General features: G+C 37.7%; 18 protein-coding genes. 14 read left to right on the top strand and 4 right to left on the bottom strand.

The genetic code is table 11. The features are described 5' to 3' along the window. Nucleotides 1-185 precede the first annotated feature (185 nt). The 3 genes from B5X53_RS13880 to B5X53_RS13870 all read left to right on the top strand — a co-directional run bounded on the left by B5X53_RS13880 (nucleotide 186) and on the right by B5X53_RS13870 (nucleotide 2,932). Complete coding sequence (locus B5X53_RS13880; RefSeq protein ID WP_079713813.1) at nucleotides 186-554, top strand: BlaI/MecI/CopY family transcriptional regulator; 369 nt, start codon at nucleotides 186-188, stop codon at nucleotides 552-554. Then, nucleotides 554-2,053, top strand: a complete 1,500-nt coding sequence (locus B5X53_RS13875) for a M56 family metallopeptidase (protein ID WP_079713812.1) — start codon at nucleotides 554-556, stop codon at nucleotides 2,051-2,053. The genes B5X53_RS13880 and B5X53_RS13875 overlap by 1 nt, the downstream gene beginning before the upstream one ends. Nucleotides 2,054-2,212: 159 nt before the next feature. Beyond that, complete coding sequence (locus tag B5X53_RS13870) at nucleotides 2,213-2,932, top strand: TlpA family protein disulfide reductase (RefSeq protein WP_079713811.1); 720 nt, start codon at nucleotides 2,213-2,215, stop codon at nucleotides 2,930-2,932. 92 nt (nucleotides 2,933-3,024) lie between these two features. Here B5X53_RS13870 and B5X53_RS13865 read toward each other — a convergent pair whose 3' ends face one another. Together B5X53_RS13865 and B5X53_RS13860 are read right to left on the bottom strand one after the other, a co-directional pair. Next, nucleotides 3,025-3,474, bottom strand: coding sequence for a ferritin-like domain-containing protein (locus tag B5X53_RS13865; RefSeq protein ID WP_079713810.1), 450 nt, complete (start codon nucleotides 3,472-3,474; stop codon nucleotides 3,025-3,027). Nucleotides 3,475-3,498: 24 nt separating this feature from the next. After that, nucleotides 3,499-3,945, bottom strand: a complete 447-nt coding sequence (locus B5X53_RS13860) for a ferritin-like domain-containing protein (RefSeq protein WP_079713809.1) — start codon at nucleotides 3,943-3,945, stop codon at nucleotides 3,499-3,501. Between the two features lie 265 nt (nucleotides 3,946-4,210). Here B5X53_RS13860 and B5X53_RS13855 point away from each other — a divergent pair, with 265 nt between their 5' ends. Both B5X53_RS13855 and rimM read left to right on the top strand, forming a co-directional pair. Then, nucleotides 4,211-4,789: a 30S ribosomal protein S16 gene (locus B5X53_RS13855; protein ID WP_079713808.1), complete on the top strand. Its 579-nt coding sequence runs from the start codon at nucleotides 4,211-4,213 to the stop codon at nucleotides 4,787-4,789. Nucleotides 4,790-4,803: 14 nt separating this feature from the next. Continuing rightward, entirely contained in the window at nucleotides 4,804-5,331 is a 528-nt protein-coding gene (gene rimM, locus B5X53_RS13850; protein ID WP_079713807.1) for a ribosome maturation factor RimM, read from the top strand. 765 nt (nucleotides 5,332-6,096) lie between these two features. Here the strand turns inward: rimM and leuS are convergent. Then, on the bottom strand, nucleotides 6,097-8,955 hold the full coding sequence (gene leuS, locus B5X53_RS13845) for a leucine--tRNA ligase (protein ID WP_079713806.1): 2,859 nt from the start codon (nucleotides 8,953-8,955) through the stop codon (nucleotides 6,097-6,099). Between the two features lie 314 nt (nucleotides 8,956-9,269). Here leuS and B5X53_RS13840 point away from each other — a divergent pair, with 314 nt between their 5' ends. The 4 genes from B5X53_RS13840 (at nucleotide 9,270) to B5X53_RS13825 (ending at nucleotide 16,389) form a co-directional block, all read left to right on the top strand. Then, nucleotides 9,270-10,679: a glycogen synthase gene (locus tag B5X53_RS13840; protein WP_079713805.1), complete on the top strand. Its 1,410-nt coding sequence runs from the start codon at nucleotides 9,270-9,272 to the stop codon at nucleotides 10,677-10,679. A 2-nt stretch (nucleotides 10,680-10,681) separates the two neighbouring features. Then, complete coding sequence (locus tag B5X53_RS13835) at nucleotides 10,682-11,950, top strand: glucose-1-phosphate adenylyltransferase (protein WP_079713804.1); 1,269 nt, start codon at nucleotides 10,682-10,684, stop codon at nucleotides 11,948-11,950. 1 nt (nucleotide 11,951) lies between these two features. Continuing rightward, entirely contained in the window at nucleotides 11,952-13,862 is a 1,911-nt protein-coding gene (gene glgB, locus B5X53_RS13830) for a 1,4-alpha-glucan branching protein GlgB (protein ID WP_079713803.1), read from the top strand. Nucleotides 13,863-13,974: 112 nt separating this feature from the next. Then, entirely contained in the window at nucleotides 13,975-16,389 is a 2,415-nt protein-coding gene (locus B5X53_RS13825) for a glycoside hydrolase family 31 protein (protein WP_079713802.1), read from the top strand. On the opposite strand, the gene B5X53_RS13820 is transcribed toward B5X53_RS13825, so the two are convergent. Beyond that, nucleotides 16,386-17,312: a ketopantoate reductase family protein gene (locus tag B5X53_RS13820; RefSeq protein WP_079713801.1), complete on the bottom strand. Its 927-nt coding sequence runs from the start codon at nucleotides 17,310-17,312 to the stop codon at nucleotides 16,386-16,388. The two genes, B5X53_RS13825 and B5X53_RS13820, sit on opposite strands and share 4 nt — an antisense overlap. Nucleotides 17,313-17,551: 239 nt before the next feature. Between B5X53_RS13820 and B5X53_RS13815 the strand changes: the two genes are divergently transcribed. From B5X53_RS13815 to B5X53_RS13795, 5 genes are all read left to right on the top strand, one after another. Further along, the gene (locus B5X53_RS13815) at nucleotides 17,552-18,430 is read left to right on the top strand and encodes a cell division protein FtsX (protein WP_079713800.1); all 879 of its coding nucleotides are present in this window, start codon (nucleotides 17,552-17,554) and stop codon (nucleotides 18,428-18,430) included. A 253-nt stretch (nucleotides 18,431-18,683) separates the two neighbouring features. Beyond that, nucleotides 18,684-19,271 carry a YceI family protein gene (locus B5X53_RS13810; RefSeq protein WP_079713799.1) on the top strand — a complete coding sequence of 196 codons (588 nt, stop codon included), beginning with the start codon at nucleotides 18,684-18,686 and terminating at the stop codon, nucleotides 19,269-19,271. A gap of 25 nt (nucleotides 19,272-19,296) precedes the next feature. Next, a complete protein-coding gene (locus tag B5X53_RS13805) occupies nucleotides 19,297-20,571 on the top strand; it encodes a hypothetical protein (RefSeq protein ID WP_079713798.1) in 1,275 nt (424 codons plus the stop codon). A gap of 128 nt (nucleotides 20,572-20,699) precedes the next feature. After that, nucleotides 20,700-21,278 (top strand): YceI family protein, encoded by a 579-nt coding sequence (locus B5X53_RS13800; RefSeq protein WP_157822075.1) that lies wholly within the window; start codon nucleotides 20,700-20,702, stop codon nucleotides 21,276-21,278. 1 nt (nucleotide 21,279) lies between these two features. After that, a complete protein-coding gene (locus B5X53_RS13795) occupies nucleotides 21,280-22,557 on the top strand; it encodes an acetyl-CoA hydrolase/transferase family protein (RefSeq protein ID WP_079713828.1) in 1,278 nt (425 codons plus the stop codon). The last annotated feature ends 35 nt before the right edge of the window (nucleotides 22,558-22,592 follow it).

Below are 22,592 nucleotides of genomic sequence, written 5' to 3'. Positions count from 1 at the left end.
GCGCAGCCTCAAGTTAATTTTTCAGGATTTATTAACTAAAAAAAATGCACTCGTCAGGAACATTGCAGTTCGTCAGAAAACCCTTTGAATTAAATGAGGAACGGAATCCTGATCACAAAAAATGATTCTACGCTTGTAGAATGTAAATATATTTCTACTTTTGTAGAAACAAATACATCAAATTTATGCATTTATCCTATACCGAAGAACAACTTATGAACCTTCTATGGAAGCAGGAAAAAACTTTTATGAAGGATCTAATTGCTGCTCATCCCGACCCTAAACCTGCAGCTACCACGGTCGCAACCTTACTTAAACGTATGCAGGATAAAAAATTTGTAGCCTATGTACAAAAAGGACGTTCCCGGGAATATTATCCACTAGTCAGGAAAAAAGATTATTTCTCAAAACAAATGAACGGCATGATTAAAAACTTTTTTAATAATTCGGCTTCTCAATTTGCATCCTTTTTCACAAAAGAAACTGATCTTACCCAGAAGGAACTCGAAGACCTCAGAAAATTGATAGACGTCCAACTGAAAACAAAAAAATAATGTTTGATTACTTCTTTAAATCAATATTTTGTCTCTTGGTGCTCTGGGGCTTTTATAAATTGGCTCTAGAGCAACAAGCCGCTCATCATTTTAAGCGTTTTTATTTAATAGGAAGTGTATTGATCTCTGTAGCCCTTCCACTCATTACCTGGACCTACACTGTTGAAGCCGCATCCTCTTTGCCCTCCCAAGTTACACAACTACCTGCCACCCTTTCAACTATGGACGTTCCTCCTGGTACAGCTCCCGACACTATCCACTGGCTACCTATTATTATGGGTTTTATTTATAGTTTAGGAGCACTGCTTTTTGGGTACCGTTTTATAAGAAACCTCAACGATTTATATCAAAAAGTAAAGAACAACGAGCAGGTAAGAAAAACATCGCACATCGTGGTATTGTTAAGTGGCAAAACAGCTCCCCATTCTTTTTTACATTATATTTTCTTACCCAAACAAGCCTATAAACAAGATAAGATCGCTCTAGAGCTCTTGGCTCACGAACAAGCCCACGTTTCCCAAAAGCACAGTTGGGATATCCTTTTAATAGAATTTTTACAAGTGGTTTTCTGGTTTAACCCGCTACTTATTCTGGTCAAAAAAAATATGGCTTTGAACCATGAATTTTTGGCCGATCAGGCTGCCTTATTCCAAAATAATAACATTAAAGCTTACACAAATCTTTTATTTAGCTATTCAGATGTTGCTCATCACAATGCATTAACCAGCCAGATCAATTATTCATTAACAAGCCCACCTTTTCAGAGGGCAAAAAAACGAATCCTTATGTTATCTCAACCTTTTTCAGCAAAAAAAATAGCTACACGTCTTACACTTTTTCTGCCCATTTTGGCCCTTTGTATCTATTTTTTCAGCCAGGACATTGTCGCTAAGCCTATTTATTCCAATCAGGATATAAAGGAAAAATCCCAGCAGTCTGTCCAGGGAATCGTAGAAGAAGAAAAACCAAAAACAAGCCGTGAATTCCTAAAGCAGATCGATATTTTCGAAGTAAAAAAAGAGAATTTATCTATCAACGGCCAACCCGTTGAAATTGAAAAACTTGAAGCCGAATTAAAAAGACGTTATGGAAAATTTTCCCAGGAGCAATTGGATAATCAAATTGTGATTTATGTCCAATCCCACAATCCGCAAGCAGATAGAGCCAAGGTAAATATTGTAGTGGGTGCTTTGTTAAAATTTGGAATTAATAAATATGTATGGTCTGCTTCAGAATTTGCTAATCATTCCAAAAATTCAAAAAATAAATATCAACATGTGACTTCTGGAACTGCCCCTATCGAATTGCCCAACGTATTCATCAACCCTGAAGATTATGTGGATAAAATGCAAGAAATGAATACTACCTTTTTCTATAATAGTGGAAAGATTTCGGCAGAGCGTGCAAAATCTATTTTAAAAGATAATAATAGTGTCCAGGTCGTAAGTAGATTCAGTTCGTTCTACGGCGAGAATCCTGTGATGCAATTAGAAGATTGATTTACTTTTCTCATACCTATATTACTATTTTATAAATTTTACAATACAATTGTTTTTAGCAGCCACAACTGCAATCTCCAAAATAATTTTATTATCAAAGAATAATCTCGACTCTAAAACGTATATTTTTTTGCAATGGCTCTGAATCAAGACTAAAATATGAAAACAAAATTATTATTTACCTTTTGTATTATATTATTTACAGGCTGCAACAAAAAGAGTCCTGAGCCAAATTTCTACAAAAACCTATATACCGATGAAATTCTGAATAAAAAGGAATTTGAGAATTTCTCGAAGGAGCTCGGTCCTGACAACCCAAAAGAACCATTATCAATTCTATTTAGGTTTTCTAAGATGATAGAATCTGACGATTCAGTCATTCAGCCTTTTAAATATGATTTAAGAGTTGGCAAAGAATATTTAATGAGGTCGAATTCCTATGATAAAATTGGCATGAAAATACCAGCTCAGAAATTTGAATTAGTTGGTGGAGACGAAATTATCATTGGAGGAAAAGCTAATAAACCAACCTTAATTAACCTATGGTTTACTTCCTGTGGTGGATGTATTCAGGAAATGCCAGTATTAAACGAACTAAAAGTTAAATATGCGGAAAAGGTAAATTTTATTGCTATGACTTTTAATGAAGCAGAAGAGGTTTCTGAATTCCTGGAAAAAAGAAAATTTAATTTTCGTCACGTTACTGATGCAAGGGATTTTATTGGTACAATTAAAAGTTATCCATACCCTGAGAATATTTTTATTGATAAAAATGGTGTAATTAAATATATCGAGCAGGGTGCGTCAGTACGTCATTTTGAATCAATTATCGATGAGTTATTAGAACCTAAAGCCGTCGCTTTTACACATAACAAGTGATTTAAAACTAAGAATGGCTGAAATATAAAAAACCTCACAAACACCGTTTCCGGTAACCTGTGAGGTCTATACGAACACTAAAAACTACTACTTCAATCAAACATCTGTTCGTACACTTTTACATTATTAATGCTGCTTTGTATATGCTGTTGTTGCCTATTAAGCTTAGAACTTAGGGTTGGAGGCAAATCTTTTTCTTTAGTTATATCTTTATAATCTTCCAAAGCAGCTTTTTCTCCACGCAAGCTTTCTTCCAGCATAGCTTCATCATTATCACTTTCTACAGAAGATTTTAACTTCATCCAGGTGCGGTGCATATCTCCCTTAGCACTACCATCTTCTTTGGGCACCTGACCATAGCCCGTAATTTCTTTCCTTAATTCTTTAATAAAGATTTCCCGTTCCTGTGACTTTTGCTTAAAAAACTCCTGGAGTTTCCTGTTTTTCGCATTTTTAGAAGCAGCATTAAAGCCTTCTCGCGCATCATAACTTTTTTCAAGTAATTCGTTGAGCTTACTCCCCATTTCTTCTTTGGTTCTCATAGTTGATTAATTTTTTATTTACGATTAGGCTTCTAATTCAAGACTCTTTAATTTATTGAGTGCGGCTACAATCCCATTTTTTTGTTTTAATAATAGATTTGCCGTTGTAGGCGGTATTTCAGGATCTTTTAAAACATCTTCATACTCATCTACCGCTACTTTCTCTCCTCTTATAGCTTCTTCAAGCGCAGCTTCATCCTTATTTCCTGAAAAATTAGTCTTTAGGTTCATCCACGTACGATGGGCATCACCGGCTAAACTGGAACCTTTTTCGGGATTTTCCCCAAAATCACGGATTTCAGTTTTAAGCTCGTGGCCAAAATCGTATCGTTCCTGAGCCCTTTCAGAAAAAAAAGCCTTTAACTGTGGGTTTTGAGAATTTTCAGAAGCATATTTATAGCCTTTCTCTGCATCATAATTCTTTTCAAGTAAGGCATTTAATTTCTTTGAAACTTTTTCAGAATATCTCATTTTCACATCGCTTTTGTAATAATTTTCAGTTATAAAGATAAAGCGCACAATCCACAGCAACAATCTGTTTAACAGGGTTTAGCACTAATTAACTGCTTTTAACAGCAGGCGCATATTTTAACCTAAAAACTTCCTAAATTCAGTCAATTTACAGCCTGCTAGCGCTTAAAATTTATTTAAGTCCAACTCCTTGTGAATTAGAAAAATGTAGTATCTTTGCAGCCTTATTAATAATCGGGGTCGGGAACCCCATAAATTAATTTTTATGCCAGTAAAATTAAGATTACAAAGACACGGTAAAAAAGGAAAACCTTTTTTCTGGATCGTAGCCGCAGATGCGCGCTCAAAAAGAGATGGTAAATTCTTAGACAAATTAGGAATCTACAATCCAAACACCAACCCAGCTACTATCGAGTTAGATGTAGACGGAGCGGTAAAATGGTTAGAAAACGGTGCGCAGCCAACAGATACGGCCCGTGCTATTCTTTCTTACAAAGGAGCTCTACTTAAAAAGCACCTTGCAGGTGGCGTTAAAAAAGGCGCTTTAACTGAAGAAGAAGCTGAGAAGAAATTCGAAGCCTGGTTGGAAGAAAAAGAAGCTAAAATTGCTGCTAAGAAAGACAACTTAACTAAAGAAGAACAAGAAGCAAGAAAGAAAGCTCTTGATGCTGAAAAAGAGGTGAACGCTAAGCGTGAAGCTGAAGCAAAAGAAGCCGAAGCAGCAGCTGCTGCTGAAGGTGAAGGTGCTGCGGTAACCGAAGAAGGTGAACCGGAGGCTAATGTGGAAAAGGAAGTTGATCAAGAGACTGCCGAAGAAGCAAATACCGAAGAGAAAAAAGGCTAAAACCTTAACTGGCGATGACTAAAGACGAATGTTTTTTTTTAGGTAAAATCGTTGGTAAATTTAGCTTTAAGGGCGAGGTGCTTATTAAATTAGACACCGATGTTCCCGAAATGTACACAGAAATGGAATCAGTACTCATTGAATATAATGAGAACCTGGTTCCATTTTTTATTGAAAGAAGTTCGCTGCAAAAAAGCACCTTACTTCGCGTTAAATTTGAAGATATCGAAACCGAGCAAGATGCTGAAGACCTTATAGGTGCCCTTACCTATCTTCCGCTCAGTATGCTTCCCGATTTGGAAGACGACCAGTTCTACTTCCACGAAATTATAGGTTTTGACGTTATAGATGCCACCCACGGCAATATTGGCAAAATCACTTCCATAAACGACAGTACCGCCCAGGCTCTTTTTGAAATTCAGAAAGGCGAAAAGCAAATCCTTATCCCTATGAACGATGAGTTTATAGATAAAATTGACAAGGAAAATAATACTATTTATTTAACTACACCTGAAGGTTTGGTTGAATTGTATTTGGGATAGCAGATTCTATCTGGTTGTTTTTCAGTTGCCAGTCGGCAGTGATTTTAATACTTGAATCACAAAACAAAGGCTGCTTTTAATTTTGTATTTAATTGCTCTTTCTCCCTTTCAGTTAATTCACCTAATTTACCAACAATTTAATTCTTATCTAAGGTACAGACTTTTGTAGTTTTTATAAGGGAAGGCTTTTTTAATCTATTAGTTCAGAAGGGTTTATTAATAACTCGAAAGTAGAGATTTTAACGATTCAGGAAGTTATAAAAGCTGTAACAACATCCATTTTTCCAATATAAAGAAATTACCGCCGGTCTTTGTTTGCTACCCTTTAAAGTGATAAAACGAAAAGAAACCAACACAATATCTTCTTTATTGATCAAAGTTTTTCAGTTAAATCTTCATCATTTTACAACTCTTCCTCTTCCTCCAAAAAATGAAAAGATTTAGATTTTGCTGCGGTGTTTTGAAGGCCATTTACCAATTCCTTCTCTTCACTTTTTGGTAGCAAGAATTCAAAAAATCTGATACTTCCCGAATCCGCCATTCAGGAAGTCTGGAAATATCCTGGATTGTCTTTTTTTAAAATTGTTTGCTCATTCAGAATGTGACAATTTCAAATAAATATAATGATTTCAATACAAATATCTCCCCCCAACTTAGACCCTGAAATAAATTCAGGGTGACGAAATATTGAAATACAAAAAAAATCCGTTCCCGAACCAGGAAACGGATTTACAAATCTTCAAATTATATAATCTTCAAATCTTTTTAACCAACAATATTCACAATCTTACCCGGAACAACTATTACCTTTTTAGGTGTTCTTCCCTCTAATTGCTTTTGGGTACGTTCATCTGCCATCACCGTTTTTTCCATCTCGACTTTTTGCATATTTAAAGGAAGTTCCATTGTAAATCGCATTTTTCCGTTGAAAGAAATTGGATAATTTTTGGTGCTTTCTACCAAATATTTTTCTTCAAAAACCGGGTATGTTGCAGTCACTATAGATTCTGAATTCCCTAACTTACTCCAAAGTTCCTCGGCGATATGCGGGGCGTATGGCGCGATAAGGATTGCCAGTGGTTCTAAAACCTCTCTGCTATTACATTTTTGTGCAGAAAGCTCGTTGACACAAATCATAAAAGTTGAAACCGATGTATTAAAACTGAATTCCTCAATATCTTCAGTCACCTTCTTAATGGTTTTATGTAAAGTTTTTAAAGAATCGGCTGAGGCTTTTTCTTCGGAAACTTCGAATTTTTCCCCGCTATGATACAATTTCCAAAGCTTTTTCAGAAAATTATGCACTCCGGTGATTCCAGCGGTATTCCAGGGTTTTGCCTGTTCCAACGGACCAAGAAACATCTCGTACATTCTTAAAGTATCGGCTCCGTAATCTTCACAAATATCATCGGGGTTTACCACGTTGTACTTGGATTTAGACATTTTTTCGACTTCGCGACCTACTATATAAGAACCATCCTTTTCGGTTAAAAATTTAGCATCCTTAAATTCAGGACGCCATTCTTTAAAACCTTTAATATCCAATTCATCAGAATGATTAACTAAAGAAACATCAACATGAATTGGCTGAACCTCATTCTTTCCAACCAGATTTTTAGAAACCAGCACGTTATCTCCTTCCAGTCTATAAACAAAAGCACTCTGCCCCAAGATCATCCCCTGGTTAATCAACTTTTTAAAAGGTTCTTCTACCGAAAGTTGTCCACGGTCATACAAAAACTTTGTCCAGAAACGGGAATACAATAAATGGCCGGTGGCGTGTTCACTTCCGCCTATATATAAATCGACGTTCTCCCAGTATCTTTGAGCTTCTTTAGAAACAAATTCATTATCGTTTCCGGCATCCATATAGCGGAAAAGGTACCAGGAACTCCCGGCCCAACCTGGCATAGTATTTAATTCCAGTGGAAATACTGTTTTATCATCTATCTCCTTATTTCTTACCACCTCGTTGGATTTTGTGTCCCAGGCCCAGGTAGTCGCATTTCCTAATGGCGGTTCACCGGTTTCGGTAGGCAGATATTTTTCAACTTCGGGAAGTCGCAAAGGTAAATGCTGCGCATCTATTATTTGTGGCATTCCATTTACGTAATAAACAGGGAATGGTTCACCCCAATAACGCTGGCGACTAAAAACAGCATCGCGTAAACGATAATTGGTTTTTCCGTAACCGTGACCGGTTTTTTCCAGTTCCAGGATCACTTTTTGCAGCGCTTCCTTATATTCCAATCCGCTAAGGAAATCGGAGTTCGTAATCACCGTACCTTCTTTACCTGAAAAAGCGGCTTCAGAGATATCGGCATTTTCAAAAATATTAGGGATCGGGATTTCAAAGTGCTTTGCAAAATCGTAATCCCTTTGGTCCCCACAAGGCACGGCCATTACTGCCCCGGTTCCGTAACCGGCAAGCACGTAATCTCCAATCCAGATTGGTACCGGTTCTTTGGTGAATGGATGTTCAGCATAAGCACCGGTAAATACGCCGGTAATACTTTTTACATCGGCCATACGTTCGCGTTCACTGCGTTTGGCACTCGCAGCCACATAAGCTTCAACTTCTTCTTTTTGCTGTGGTGTAGTGATTTTTTTAACCAAATCGTGTTCCGGCGCCAAAGTCATAAAACTCACGCCGAAAATGGTATCAGGTCGCGTCGTAAAAACCGAAATTCTTTTTTGATGCTCAGAAAGACTTCCGTCATCCTTTACCTTTTTCAGGGTTTCACCATATAAATTGAAATGAACCATCGCACCAACAGATTTTCCAATCCAGTTACGCTGACTTTCCTTTAGACTTTCGGTCCAGTCCAATTGATCTAAACCTTGCAACAAACGCTCTGAAAATGCAGAAATTCGCATACTCCATTGCATCATTTTTTTTCGCACCACTGGATAGCCTCCACGTTCAGAAACGCCGTTTACAATCTCGTCGTTCGCCAAAACGGTTCCCAGCTGCGGGCACCAGTTTACTTCGGTTTCAGCTAAATAGGTAAGTCTGTATTTAAGAAATATTCTTTGTTTTTCTTCAGAAGAAAAATTATTCCAGCTATCTGCTGAAAACTCTTCCACATCATCATCGCAAGCGGCATTTACCCGGGAATTTCCTTCCGAAGCAAAAACTTCTTCAAGCTCTGAAATTGCGCGGGATTTTTCAGCTTCCATATCATACCAACTTTCAAAAAGCTGGATAAAGATCCACTGTGTCCATTTATAATATTCGGGGTCACTGGTGCGCACTTCCCTGCTCCAATCGAAAGAAAAACCGATCTTATCAAGCTGCTCCCGGTATCTTTTAATATTCTTCGCTGTAGTAAGGGCCGGATGCTGACCGGTTTGAATCGCATATTGCTCGGCAGGTAAGCCAAAACTATCGTAACCTTGAGGATGCAAAACATTAAAACCAGAATGGCGTTTGTAACGCGCATAAATATCGCTGGCAATATAACCCAGCGGGTGTCCTACGTGAAGTCCGGCACCAGATGGATAAGGAAACATATCCAGCACGTAATATTTAGGTTTATCTGTTGAATTGCTGGCGCGAAAAGTTTGGTTTTCGGCCCAGTATTTTTGCCATTTGGCTTCAATTTCGTTAAAGTTGTAACTCATTGTTTTGTTTTTCTTACCTGCAGGTTAAGCGCAAAGCGACTCCACATTATTGGCTGCAAATTTACAATTTTAAACCACTTATGGGAATTTAGGAAGAAGGGATTAAAAGCTTATTTAAAATCGGAAAAAAATCTTTTAAATAAGAATAGATAGAGATTTAAGACTTCCTTAATGTAGCCTATCCTAATATTTCAGTAGATTTATAGGGAAATGGTGATTTCAAGGACAATGATTTTGATTTTTCACAAAAAAATCATTCTTAAATTCCCTAAAAGACAACTTGGTTAATTCAATAATCTTTCAAAGATTCTTATATGAACGTGATACACGTAAGCGCTGAATGTTACCCCATCGCAAAAGTTGGTGGTTTGGGAGATGTTGTGGGTTCTTTACCCAAATACCAGCAGGAATCAGAGGTTGGTGCTAAGGTAATTATGCCATTTTATGACAACAAATTCAGCTCAACTCACAAATTTAAAAGTGTTTACGAATCAGAATTGGTTTTAGGACAGGATATTCATGCTTATAAAATTCTGAAATTAAAAAAGGATGTTTTAGATATTGAAGTGCTGTTTGTTGATATTCCGAAACTTTTATTTAAGGATTTTGTTTATTCTGAAGATGATACCGCGCGTTTTACGGCTTTTCAGATTGCGGCAATGGATTGGTTACTTACTTTAAAAGAAAAACCGTCTATAATTCATTGTCACGACCATCATACGGGATTAATCCCTTTTATGGCGCAGGAATGTTTTAAATATGAATCCCTGAATCAGATTCCGGTTATTCTAACTATTCATAACGCGCAATACCAGGGCTGGTTTTCGCACGACAAAGTACATTATCTCCCTGCCTTTGATATTTCCAATAATGGTTTACTTGATTGGGATGGTATGATAAATCCTTTAGCCGCCGGAATAAAATGCGCCTGGCGCGTTACCACGGTTTCGCCGAGTTATATGAAGGAATTGCAACAAGCAGCTAACGGTTTAGAAGGCTTATTAGACCACGAAAAAGAGAAATGTGTCGGAATTCTAAACGGAATTGACTCAGAAGTCTGGAACCCTGAAACCGACGAGTTTATCATAAAAAATTATTCGGCTAAAAATATTCAAAGTGGAAAAACAGCTAATAAAAAGTGGCTTTGTAAAGAGTTTGGATTTTCAGCTTCAAAACCTCTATTCGCTTTTATTGGCAGACTGGTTTACGAAAAAGGAGCCGAGCTTCTCCCGGAAGTCTTAGAGGAAATTCTTCCAAAAAAGGAATGCAGTATCCTTATCTTAGGATCGGGCAATCCTGAAGTAGAAAGCGCATTAGAGAACCTGAAGAAAAAGCATAAAGGTGTTTACAATGTTTTTATTGGTTACGATGAAAAACTTTCGCACCTCATCTATTCCGGCACCGATTTCCTTTTAATGCCATCACGAGTAGAACCCTGCGGTTTGAACCAATTATATTCCCTGCGATACGGCACCATTCCCGTAGTGCGGAGTATTGGTGGCTTAAAAGACACCGTAATAGATATTGAAGATGGTGGATTTGGATTTTCTCACTCGGAAGCTTCAGAAAATGATATTCTTCAGACAATAACACGGGCCATTGAATTTTATAAAGACGTTCCCAAATTCAAAAAAACCAGAAAATATATTATGAGCATAGATCATTCCTGGGATGTTTCGGCTCAACAGTATATCGATTTGTATAACTCATTAAAAAGCGGCTAATTATGTTAAACGACAAAGTATTATCGGTTATTCTTGGAGGTGGCCAGGGTACCAGGCTCCACCCATTAACAGAAAGTAGATCTAAACCCGCCGTACCAATAGCGGGGAAATACCGCCTGGTAGATATTCCAATTTCCAACTGTATTAATGCAGACCTTAAAAGAATGTACGTTTTAACGCAGTTTAATTCGGCTTCTTTAAACAAGCATATCAAGAATACTTATCATTTTAGCTTTTTTAGCTCGGCTTTTGTAGATGTTCTAGCCGCAGAGCAAACCCCCCACAACAAAACCTGGTACCAAGGCACTGCCGATGCAGTACGACAGGGAATGCATCATTTTAAGAAGCATAGATTCGATTATTTTTTAATCCTTTCCGGCGATCAATTATATCATATGGACTATAATTTAATGGTCCAGCAACATATAGATACCGGCGCCGATATTACCATAGGGACAGTTCCGGTGAATGCAAAAGAAGCGCCGAGCTTTGGAATTATGAAAACCGATAAGGATAATAATATCACTTCATTTATAGAAAAACCTAACTCTGATCTCTTACCAGACTGGACTTCGCCGGTAGGTCCAGAAATGGAAGCTGAAGGCAGAAATTATTTAGGTTCTATGGGAATTTACGTATTTAACCGCAAGTTACTGGAAGAATTGATGGACGATGAGAGCACTGTAGATTTTGGAAAAGAGATAATTCCGCAGGCCATAGGACACAAAAAAGTTTGCGGTTACCAATTTGAAGGTTACTGGACCGATATTGGAAATATTGAATCCTTTTTTGAAGCGAATATTGGCCTGACAGACGATATCCCTAAATTCAATCTATACGATATGGAAAACAGGGTTTACACGCGAGCAAGGATTCTTCCAACTTCAAAAATTTCGGGCACTAATTTGAAAAAAGCCGTTATTGCTGAAGGTTGTATTATTCACGCAAAGGAAATTGAATCTTCGGTAATTGGGGTGAGGTCCAGAATCGGAAAAGGTTCTGTTATAAAAAATTGTTATATGATGGGAACAGATTTTTATGAATCTTTAAAAGAAATTGAAGGAAATAATATTGAAATCCTCGCCGGAATAGGAGAAAATTGTAACATTCAGAATGCCATAATCGATAAAAATTGTAGAGTTGGAGACAATACCACTATAAACGGTGGCCCACATTTAGAAGATGATGAAACCGATGCTTACGTAGTAAAAGAAGGAATTGTAGTGCTTAAAAAAGAAGCAGTGCTCCCACCCGGAACAACCATAGGATAATATGACAAAAGTTATAACGCACAGTTTATTTTCAGAATTCGATATTAACCTGTTTAAATCTGGCAAACATTTTCGCCTATATGAGAAATTTGGTTCGCATCCCATCACGCTCAATAACACGAACGGAACTTATTTTTCGGTTTGGGCACCAGGTGCTAAACAGGTATCGGTAATTGGCGATTTCAATTCCTGGAAAGATGGCGAGCATCTACTAAATGTGCGTTGGGACGGCAGCGGGATTTGGGAAGGTTTTATTCCTGAGGTTGAAAAAGGGAATTTATATAAGTATAAAATCCATAGTCACCATAACGGGATTATTGCCGAAAAAGCCGACCCTTATGCCAGGCGCTGTGAGCATCCGCCAAATACAGCTTCTGTTGTTTGGGAAGACGATTATAAGTGGCAAGATAAACCCTGGCTCGAGAAAAGAAAAAAACATAATTCTTTAAATGCTCCTTTTTCGGTTTATGAAGTGCATTTATCTTCTTGGAAGAAAAAAACAGAAGAAAACCGATCACTTTCTTATTGGGAACTCGCCAGCGATTTAGTTTCTTACGTAAAAGAAATGGGTTTTACCCACGTAGAGTTTATGCCCATTATGGAATATCCTTACGACCCGAGTTGGGGTTATCAAATTACCGGATATTTCGCACCAACCTCGCGATTTGGCTATCCAGATGAATTCAAATATTTAGTAGATAAACTTCACGAAAATGATATTGGGGTAATTTTAGACTGGGTGCCTTCACATTTTCCGGAAGACAGCCACGGACTCGGTTATTTTGACGGAACACACCTTTATGAACATCCCGATCCAAAAAGAGGCTATCACCCCGACTGGAAAAGTTTGATCTTTAATTATAACCGAAACGAGGTGCGGGCATTTTTAATCAGTAATGCGATATATTGGTTAGAGCAATTTCATATTGACGGGATTCGGGTAGATGCTGTAGCTTCTATCCTGTACCTGGATTATTCGCGGGAAGAAGGCGAATGGGAACCCAATCAGTATGGTGGCAATCAAAATCTGGAAGCGATTTCGTTTTTAGAAGAATTGAATAAGGAAGTGTATGCTTCCTTTCCCGATGTACAAACCATTGCCGAAGAATCTACTGCCTACAGCGGGGTTTCAAAACCGGTATTTCTCGGCGGGCTCGGGTTTGGGATGAAATGGATGATGGGCTGGATGCACGATACGCTTCAGTATTTTGCGAAAGAGCCAATTTACCGGAAACATCACCAAAACAATATCACCTTTTCCCTCACTTACGCCTTTACTGAAAATTTTATGCTTCCACTATCTCACGATGAAGTGGTTTATGGTAAACATTCTATTTTAGGAAGAATGCCGGGAGATGAATGGCAACGCTTTGCCAATTTGCGTTTGCTATATGCCTATATGTTTACGCACCCCGGAACCAAATTATTGTTCCAGGGTTGTGAATTTGGACAAAGTGAAGAATGGAATTTCCAAAAGAGTTTAGACTGGCATTTACTGGAATACGATACGCACAAAGGAATGCAGGAACTGATAAAAGCTTTGAATGAATTTTATAAATCACAGCCTGCCTTATATGAAAAACAATTCGTTCCCGAAGGTTTTGAGTGGATAGATTACAGCGATGCCGAGAATTCGGTTATAAGCTTTATCAGAAAAGGAAATGAGCCGAAAGATAATTTGATTATTGTTTGTAATCTTACTCCCTCACCCAGGGAAAATTATCAAATTGGCTTGCCTGAAGCAGGTGAACTTGAAGAAATTTTCAATAGTGATAAAAAAGAATTTCACGGTACGGGGAATTATCAAAATCCCAGGAAACCCGTAACTTCAGAAGAATGGCAGGGTAAAAAATATTCTGCAACTATCAAACTTCCACCCTTGGCAATGCTTGCTTTTAAGTATACGGGCTAGTTAAATGAACAACAACGATGTAGTTAATAAACGCTCATAAATATTTTGTGAATACTAACTTATATATCAAAACAATTCAGTTCTTTTATTGCCCAGTAATCCATTATAAAATATGATCACCAATACCGAGTTAGAACAAAAGGGAAATGCTTTTCCATCTAATGTAGTTTCCTTCCGTAAAGATGTGGATACCCTCTATTTTACCACAGAAAATGATGTGGCATTGCAAATCACTATCCTTCGGGATGGCTTGCTTCGCTTTAGATATTCTACCACCGGGATGTTTTCGAAAGATTTTTCTTACGCAATTACCAAACACGCGAGCATTGGTTACAACCAATTAGATATTGAAGAAAAGGAGGGTAATTACAGTATTACCACTACCAAAATTATCTGTGAAGTTTCGAAAAAAGGTTTAAAAGTTAAGATTTTTGATCGTGCAGACGGTACTTTGATCAATGAAGATGAGCTGGGTTTCCATTGGGAAGAAAGCTACGAGTTTGGCGGTGACATTGTAAAAATGAGTAAAGTTTCTCACGATGGCGAAAGCTATTTTGGGCTCGGAGACAAACCGGGACACTTAAACCTTAAAGGGAAACGCTTTGAAAACTGGGTAACCGATTCCTATGCCTATGGAAAAGATACAGATCCTATTTATAAAACGATTCCGTTTTACACCGGACTTCATAATAAAAAGGCCTACGGAATTTTCTTTGATAACACTTTTAGATCTTATTTTGATTTTGCACAGGAACGACGATTTGTAACCAGTTTTTGGGCACAGGGAGGCGAGATGAATTACTACTTCATTTACGGCCCAAAAATGACTGATGTTGTAGAATATTATACCGATTTAACCGGAAAACCAGATTTACCACCCTTGTGGGCACTTGGTTTTCATCAATGCAAATGGAGCTATTACCCGGAAAGTAAGGTGAAGGAAATCACTTCTAAATTCAGGGAATTGCAAATTCCTTGTGATGCTATTTACCTGGACATTGATTATATGGAAGGTTTTAGGTGTTTTACCTGGAACAAAGAATATTTTCCCGATCCAAAACGAATGGTAAAGGAACTTGAAGCCGATGGTTTTAAAACCGTGGCGATCATTGATCCCGGGATTAAAATTGATAAAAATTACTGGGTTTATAAAGAAGGACTGGAAAATGATTATTTCTGTAAACGCGCCGATGGCCCTTATATTAAAGGAAAAGTTTGGCCGGGAGAATGCTATTTCCCCGATTTTACCAATCCGAAAGTCAGGGAATGGTGGTCCGGACTTTTCAAAGAATTAATTGAAGATATTGGGGTTAAAGGTATCTGGAACGATATGAACGAACCTGCGGTGATGGAAGTTCCGAATAAAACTTTTCCACACGATGTAAGGCACGATTATGATGCAAATCCCTGTAGCCATAGAAAAGCGCATAATATCTACGGGATGCAAATGGCTCGCGCCACATACCACGGAGTAAAAAAATTCTCCCATCCAAAAAGACCTTTTGTAATTACAAGAGCGGCTTATTCGGGAACCCAGCGTTACACCTCAACCTGGACTGGCGATAATATCGCCAACTGGGAACATTTATGGATCGCGAACGTGCAGGTACAGCGCCTGGCAATGTCCGGATTTTCTTTTGCCGGAAGTGATATTGGCGGTTTCGCAGAACAACCTCACGGTGAACTTTTTACAAGATGGATTCAATTAGCCACATTTCATCCTTTCTTCAGGGTACATTCTTCTGGAGATCACGGCGACCAGGAACCCTGGACCTTTGATGAAGATATTACGGATATAGTACGCAAGTTTATTGAATTGCGTTACCAATTATTGCCTTATCTCTACACCGCGTTTTGGGATTATACTGAAAAAGGCATTCCGTTGATAAAATCTTTGGTAATGTTTGACCAGGAAGATGTAAATACACATTACAGAATAGATGAATTTATTTTTGGTGATAGCATTCTTGCCTGCCCCGTAATTGAGCCAAATGCCAAGGGAAGACGTATGTATGTACCTCGCGGAAACTGGTATAACTACTGGACTGATGAACTGGTAAAAGGCGGCAAGGAAATGTGGGTAGATGCAGATATAGACAGTATGCCGGTTTTTATAAAAGAAGGTGCTATTGTTCCAAAATATCCGATTCAACAGTATGTTTCAGAGAAAAAAATAGAAGAAATAACCCTGGAAGTTTATTACAAAAAAGGCAAAGAAGATTCGCAATTCTTTGAGGATGCCCACGATGGGTACGATTACACCAAAGGACGTTTTTGCTTAAGAAGTTTCAAACTTACCGGAAGGAAAAATCAGTTAATTATTCAGCAGCATAAAGAAGGCTCTTTTGAAAGCGATTGTAAAAATTTCAAATTAAAAATTCACGGACTGCCGTTTGAGATAAAAACCATTCAGCTGGATAATGAAACCAAATCTTTGGAGCATTTACAGGTTAACGGGTGTCTCACTATGATTATAAATGAGAACTTTTCAGAACTGGATTTCAATGGGGAAAACGGGGATAACTAATTATTCCTCGCTTCACTTTCCATAGGCAGCAAACACTCGTAGATCATTTTATTTACCGGTGTTACAATGCCTAATTTTTCGGCTTCTTTTACAATAAACCCGTTGAAATTTTCTAATTCTGAAGGCCGGCCGGCCATAATATCGCGTTGCGTGGAAGCTGTTGTTCCCGGAGGCTGATTTTGAATAATTTCAAAAGCTTTTTCCAGGTGTTCGGCTGCTAAGGGAATTCCCTTAGCATTGGCTATTAACTTAATTTCCTGAGCAGTTTTTTGTAAAAGATTATATAAATATTCGCTTTCCCTTATTTTATCTATAGAAACCCGTGTTAATCCGCCAAGGCTACTTATAGTAGCTATAAAGAGAAATTTTTTCCATATTTCCAGTTGAATGTTTTCAGGGATAAAATTGGTGATTTTGGCCTTATAGAATACCTTTTTTAATTGCTTAATTCTTTCGGAATTTGAATTATCAATCTCACCAAAAGTGATGCGCGGTTCAAAAGAAACGTGTTTTATTTTTCCCGGTTTTTCTACAAAACTAACAATATGGCAAAGCCCTGCCAGTATATTTTTCTTCGGAAGGATTTCTTGTAGCTTTTCAACGTTATTGGCGCCATTTTGTAAAGGCAACACCATCGTTTCAGCTGAAATAATAGGTTTTAATTGCTTTGCAACTTCCTGAATTTGCCAAGATTTTACGCCTAAAATCACCAGGTCCGGCGTAGGAACTTCGGCTAAATTATCGGTTGCCAAATCAGGTTTTACTTTAAAATTCGCGTTGATACTTTCAACTTCGAGTCCGTTTTTCTTTATTGCTTCCAGGTGTTTTCCGCGGGCAATCATCGTAACATCATAACCCGCACGGGCGAGTTTTCCACCAAAATAACCACCTACCCCTCCAATTCCGAAGATTAAAATTTTCATATTATTCACGCTTTTCACTATTCAATTCTAAACTTATCATAACCTCTATGTTATTAAACATGTTAGAAGCTGAAACAAGTTCAGCTTGACTAAATTAGATTTTTTAGAGATAACTCATAGATATTTCTGGCATTCCTGATAAAATAATTTTTGAGTTTACTAATTTTTTCAAACTTTAAACGTTTTAAAGAAAATGAACGCTTAACTTTTATATTTTTACAAAAAATCTAAGGTCACCTATGAGCACATCTTTTGAAAAGTACCAGAGACGTCGATTAATCTCGTCTTATTTTTCGGTAGTGATTAGTATTGCTTTAGTACTTTTTTTATTAGGAATGTTGGGGTTACTGGTTTTAAACACCAAAAAAGTAGCCGATCATTTTAAAGAACAAATTGCCCTTACCGTATATTTAAAAGATACCGCCAAAGAGGTTGAGATAGAACAACTCAAGAAAAGTCTGGCGATGGCCGATTATACAAAATCTACCACCTATGTTTCTAAAGAAGAAGCAGCCGAAGCCCACAGCAAGGAAATAGGTGAGGACTTTATGGAATTTTTAGGCTATAATCCTCTACAGAATTCTATAGATGTATATATGAACGCTGATTTTGTCTCTGGCGAACAGGTAGATGAAATCGCTGCAGATCTTACTTCCAAAAATTTTGTAGATGAAGTGATTTATGATAAACCGCTTATCGCACTTTTAAACGAAAATGTAAAGAAAATAAGTTTCTGGGTACTTATTGCGAGCGGGGTTTTTACATTTATTGCGGTATTGCTTATAAATAGCTCCATCAGACTTTCGGTTTATTCGAAACGATTTATTATAAAAACCATGCAAATGGTAGGTGCTACCAAAGGTTTTATTCGCAGGCCATTTATTTGGCAAAGTGTGAAACTGGGAATAATTGGTGCCCTAATCGCACTTATTGGAATGGCCGGTGCGCTTTATTACCTTAACAATAGCTTTCCACAGCTTTCATTAACTTCAGACGTAAAATTGCTTGCTGCTTTGTTTATAGGTGTGTTTGTTATGGGAATCCTTATCACGTGGCTGAGTACATTTTTTGCTACTTCAAGGTTCTTAAACCTGAAAACCGACGAGCTTTATTATTAAAAAGACAGTTTTAACTTTCTTTTTAATAATAAAGAGATAATTGGGAGTAATTTTCATTTTTTTTCGGCTAAAAAATCTTTGTATATTCGAAAATCGCAAACGTTTTAGTTAGCGAAAACCCTTGTAAACACTATAAAGTCCTCTATGGTGTCTCTCCAAATTCTTTCTACTAAATATTCTCAAACCTGACTCTCGTCATAGATTCTGCTGCATTTCTGCCCCAACTTTGTACCAAACTTAAAAACCTAATATCATGAAAGTTTTAAAATCATATCAAGTAATTCTTACAGGCGTATTTTTTATGTTGCTGACCGCAGGCAGCATGTTCGGACAAAACTTTAGAATGGATAATTCTTCTGAAATTGTTGTTGAAGGAACCTCTAATATCCACGATTGGGAAATGAAGGCAACCTCTAAACAAGGAGGAGCAACAATTACCACCGAAGATGGAAAGTTAACAGGTATCTCAGAACTTCAGGTTAGCGTTCCTGCTGAAAGCCTGGAAAGTGGAAAGGGCGGAATGGACAAAAATGCTTACAAAGCACTTAATACCGATAAATATAAAAACATCGAATTTAAGTTAGACGAGGTTAAGAAGATTGAAGCCAACGGCAGCAACTCTTACAAAATAAATGGCCTTGCAACTTTAAAAATTTCGGGGGTTTCTAAACAAGTACCGGTAGAATTCACTGCTAAGCTTAACGGAAACAAATTGGAAATAAACGGCGAAGAAAGCCTTAACATGACCAATTACAAAATTGACCCTCCTACTGCTATGTTTGGAACAATTACCACCGGCGAGGAAGTAACTATTAAATTCAAATCCACATTTTCTAAATAACTATTCAATTTTAAAAATTATCACAATGAAAAATTCAATCAAATACTTCGGCTTAATTGCATTCGTTCTCTTTGGCTTGCAAATGCAGGCACAGGACAGAGACCTGGATAACTTTAGACCATTAGACCAACGCGGAATTAATATGTTTGAAGCTCCAAAAGACACTATTTCAACTTTTGATGGTGTTAAAGTAAGAGTTGGTGGAGCATCTACCATCCAGTTCCAGGCACTTGACCACGAATCTTCAGGACAATGGTCTAATGAAGATGGCAGTGTAGGAAGATTACCAGAAATAGGCGCAAACTTTAACCTGCCTACTGCTAACCTTGACCTTGATGTTGCACTTTACGATGGAGTTAGAATGCACCTTAGAACATATCTATCTTCTCGTCACCACCCAGAACCATACGTAAAAGACGGGTATATTCAAATTGACAAACTGGAGTTTGTACGTCCAGGCTTTATGGAAGACCTAATGAACAAAGTGACTATTAAAATTGGTCATATGGAGAACAACTATGGTGATGCTCACTTTAGAAGAACCGATAACGCACAAGCTATTTACAACCCATTTGTAGGTAACCTTATTATGGATGCTTTCACTACCGAAGTTGGTGCTGAAGTTTACTACCGAAGCAATGGATTTATTGGAATGGTTGGAGCTACCAACGGTAAATTAAACCAGTCTGTTGTTAATCCCGATGCTAATGGAGTATCATGGTTGGCTAAATTAGGATACGACAACCAGCAATTTACTGGTGCAGATGATCTAAGAGTTAGATTAACAGGATCTGTATACCACACTAACCGTGTAGCAAGCTCTTACCTTTACGGTGCAGACCGTGCAGGATCTAGATATTACGATGTAATGGGAGAAGGTTTTGCCTCTGGTAGATACAACCCACGCTTTGGAAATGAAATCACCGCCTTTATGGTAAACCCTTTCTTAAAGTATGGTGGACTTGAATTCTTCGGAACTTTTGAAAGATCTAGCGGAAAACAACTATCTCAAACTGAAGACCGTAGTTTCACTCAACTTGCTGGAGAGCTTATCTACAGATTTGGACAAAACGAGAACTTCTATGTAGCTGGACGGTATAACACTGTAAATGGTGACCACGCAAGCGGTGATGAAATTGACATCAATAGAGTTCAAGCCTCTGCGGGATGGTTTATGACTAAAAACATCCTTGCTAAGGTTGAATATGTAAACCAACAGTATGATGGTTACAATACAAGTTCACCTTTACACGGAGGACAATTCAACGGACTTATGCTAGAAGCAGCGATTAGTTTTTAAGTTGAATGTTGAGCCCCGGATGTTATCTCACACGAGATTCTCCGGGGCTTTTTATCTCCTGTTGCCAACCATTTCTTAACCAGAATTCAATTACTTATCTTTATAGAAATGCCCTAAATCAAACCAGGATGAAAACTTATTTTCCTTTACTTTTTGCATTAATCTTTACTCTTTCGGGAGTAGCACAAACCGGTTTAGAAACCAAAAAAATTGATATTCTTCCAGATAGTCACTTAACTATAAAAGGCACAACCAATATCAATGATTTTGAATGTGAGTTTAATACCCTAAGGTTTAAAAACGAAACTTTTAAAGTGCATTATACAGAGAACGGTGACATTCTTTATTTTAAGAATAGTGTTTTACCCCTGGAAAATGTATATTTTGATTGTGGAAACCGAAAAATAAACAAAGATTTTCACGAGCTTTTAAAATCTGAAGAACATCCTGAAATCCTGCTTAAACTAAAGAAAATAGATATGAGGGGGGAAGGAAATTCTATAGTTACCATTGGCTTTACCATTGCAGGAGTTAATAACGATTATAAATTTCCGGTAGAAATCACCAGGGATCAGCAACTTTGTTTTGACGGAAAATTGAAACTTAATATTAAAGATTTCAACCTGGAAGCACCAAGTAAAATCTTTGGGCTAATTGTCCTGGATGAGGAAATAGAAATCAATTTCAATCTAAATGTTAAAACCTAAAATGCTGAATCATCTAAAAATATTATCGGCGCAAGATGCGGTTGCCAGAGTAAAATCTGGCGACCGCATTTTTATTCAGGGTGCCGCAATGACCCCGGTGATCCTAATTGATGCGTTGTGTGATCGTTATAAAGAATTGAATGATGTTGAAATAATACAAATTCACACCGAAGGAAAAGCAAAATACACCGAAGAACCTTTTGCCGGGTCTTTTAGCATAAACACGTGTTTCGTTGCCGGGAATGTTAGAAATGCGGTTAACTCCAACAAAGGAACTTATATTCCAATTTTTCTAAGTGAAATCCATAATCTTTTCCGAAGGGATATTTTGCCTTTAGATGTTGCTTTTATACAGGTTTCTCCACCAGATAAACACGGCTATTGTTCGCTGGGTGTTTCGGTAGATATTACTTTACCCGCTATTCAAAAGGCTAAAAAAGTAATCGCACAAATAAATCCGAATGTACCCAGAACCCACGGCGACGGAATTATTCATAGCAGCCAGATTGATGCTGCCATAGAAGTGAATCAACCTATTTTTGCTATCAGCTTTACTGCTCCAACCGAAATTGAAAAGCAAATTGGCAAACACGTAGCCGAATTAATTGAAGATGGTGCTACCCTACAAATGGGAATTGGTGGCATCCCCAATGTGGTTTTAAATAATCTCCAAAACCATAAAAACCTTGGAATTCATACTGAAATGTTTTCTGACGGAATTCTTCCGCTGGTAAAATCGGGAGTGATTACCGGTGCAAATAAGGAAATAAAAACCGGAAAACTGGTGACTTGTTTTGCCATAGGTTCGCCTGATCTATATGATTTTATAGACGATAATCCCATTGTGCATTTTAAAGAAGCAGCCTATACAAACGATACGGCCATAATTAGGCAAAACCCTAAAGTTACCGCTATAAATTCGGCTATAGAAATAGATCTTACCGGCCAGGTTTGTGCCGATACTATTGGGAAATATCAATTCTCAGGAGTTGGCGGGCAAATGGATTTTATAAGGGGCGCGGCACTTTCTGAAGGTGGGAAACCCATTATCGCAATGCCTTCTATCACCAAAAACGGTATTTCCAAGATTGTACCCTTTCTAAAAGAAGGTGCCGGTGTAACCACTACCAGGGCGCACGTGCATTATATTGCTACAGAATATGGCGTAGTAAATCTCTACGGAAAAAACCTGAAACAAAGAGCAAAAGAACTTATCTCTATAGCGCATCCAGATCATAGGGAGCAATTGGAGAGAGAATCTCATAATCAATTTAGGTAGAATTACTTATAATGATTTTCAAAGCCCGGGAAACT

Origin of the sequence: Salegentibacter salinarum (assembly GCF_900168115.1) — a bacterium.
Lineage (GTDB): Bacteria > Bacteroidota > Bacteroidia > Flavobacteriales > Flavobacteriaceae > Salegentibacter > Salegentibacter salinarum.
This window is presented reverse-complemented; position numbering and strand designations above follow the sequence as displayed.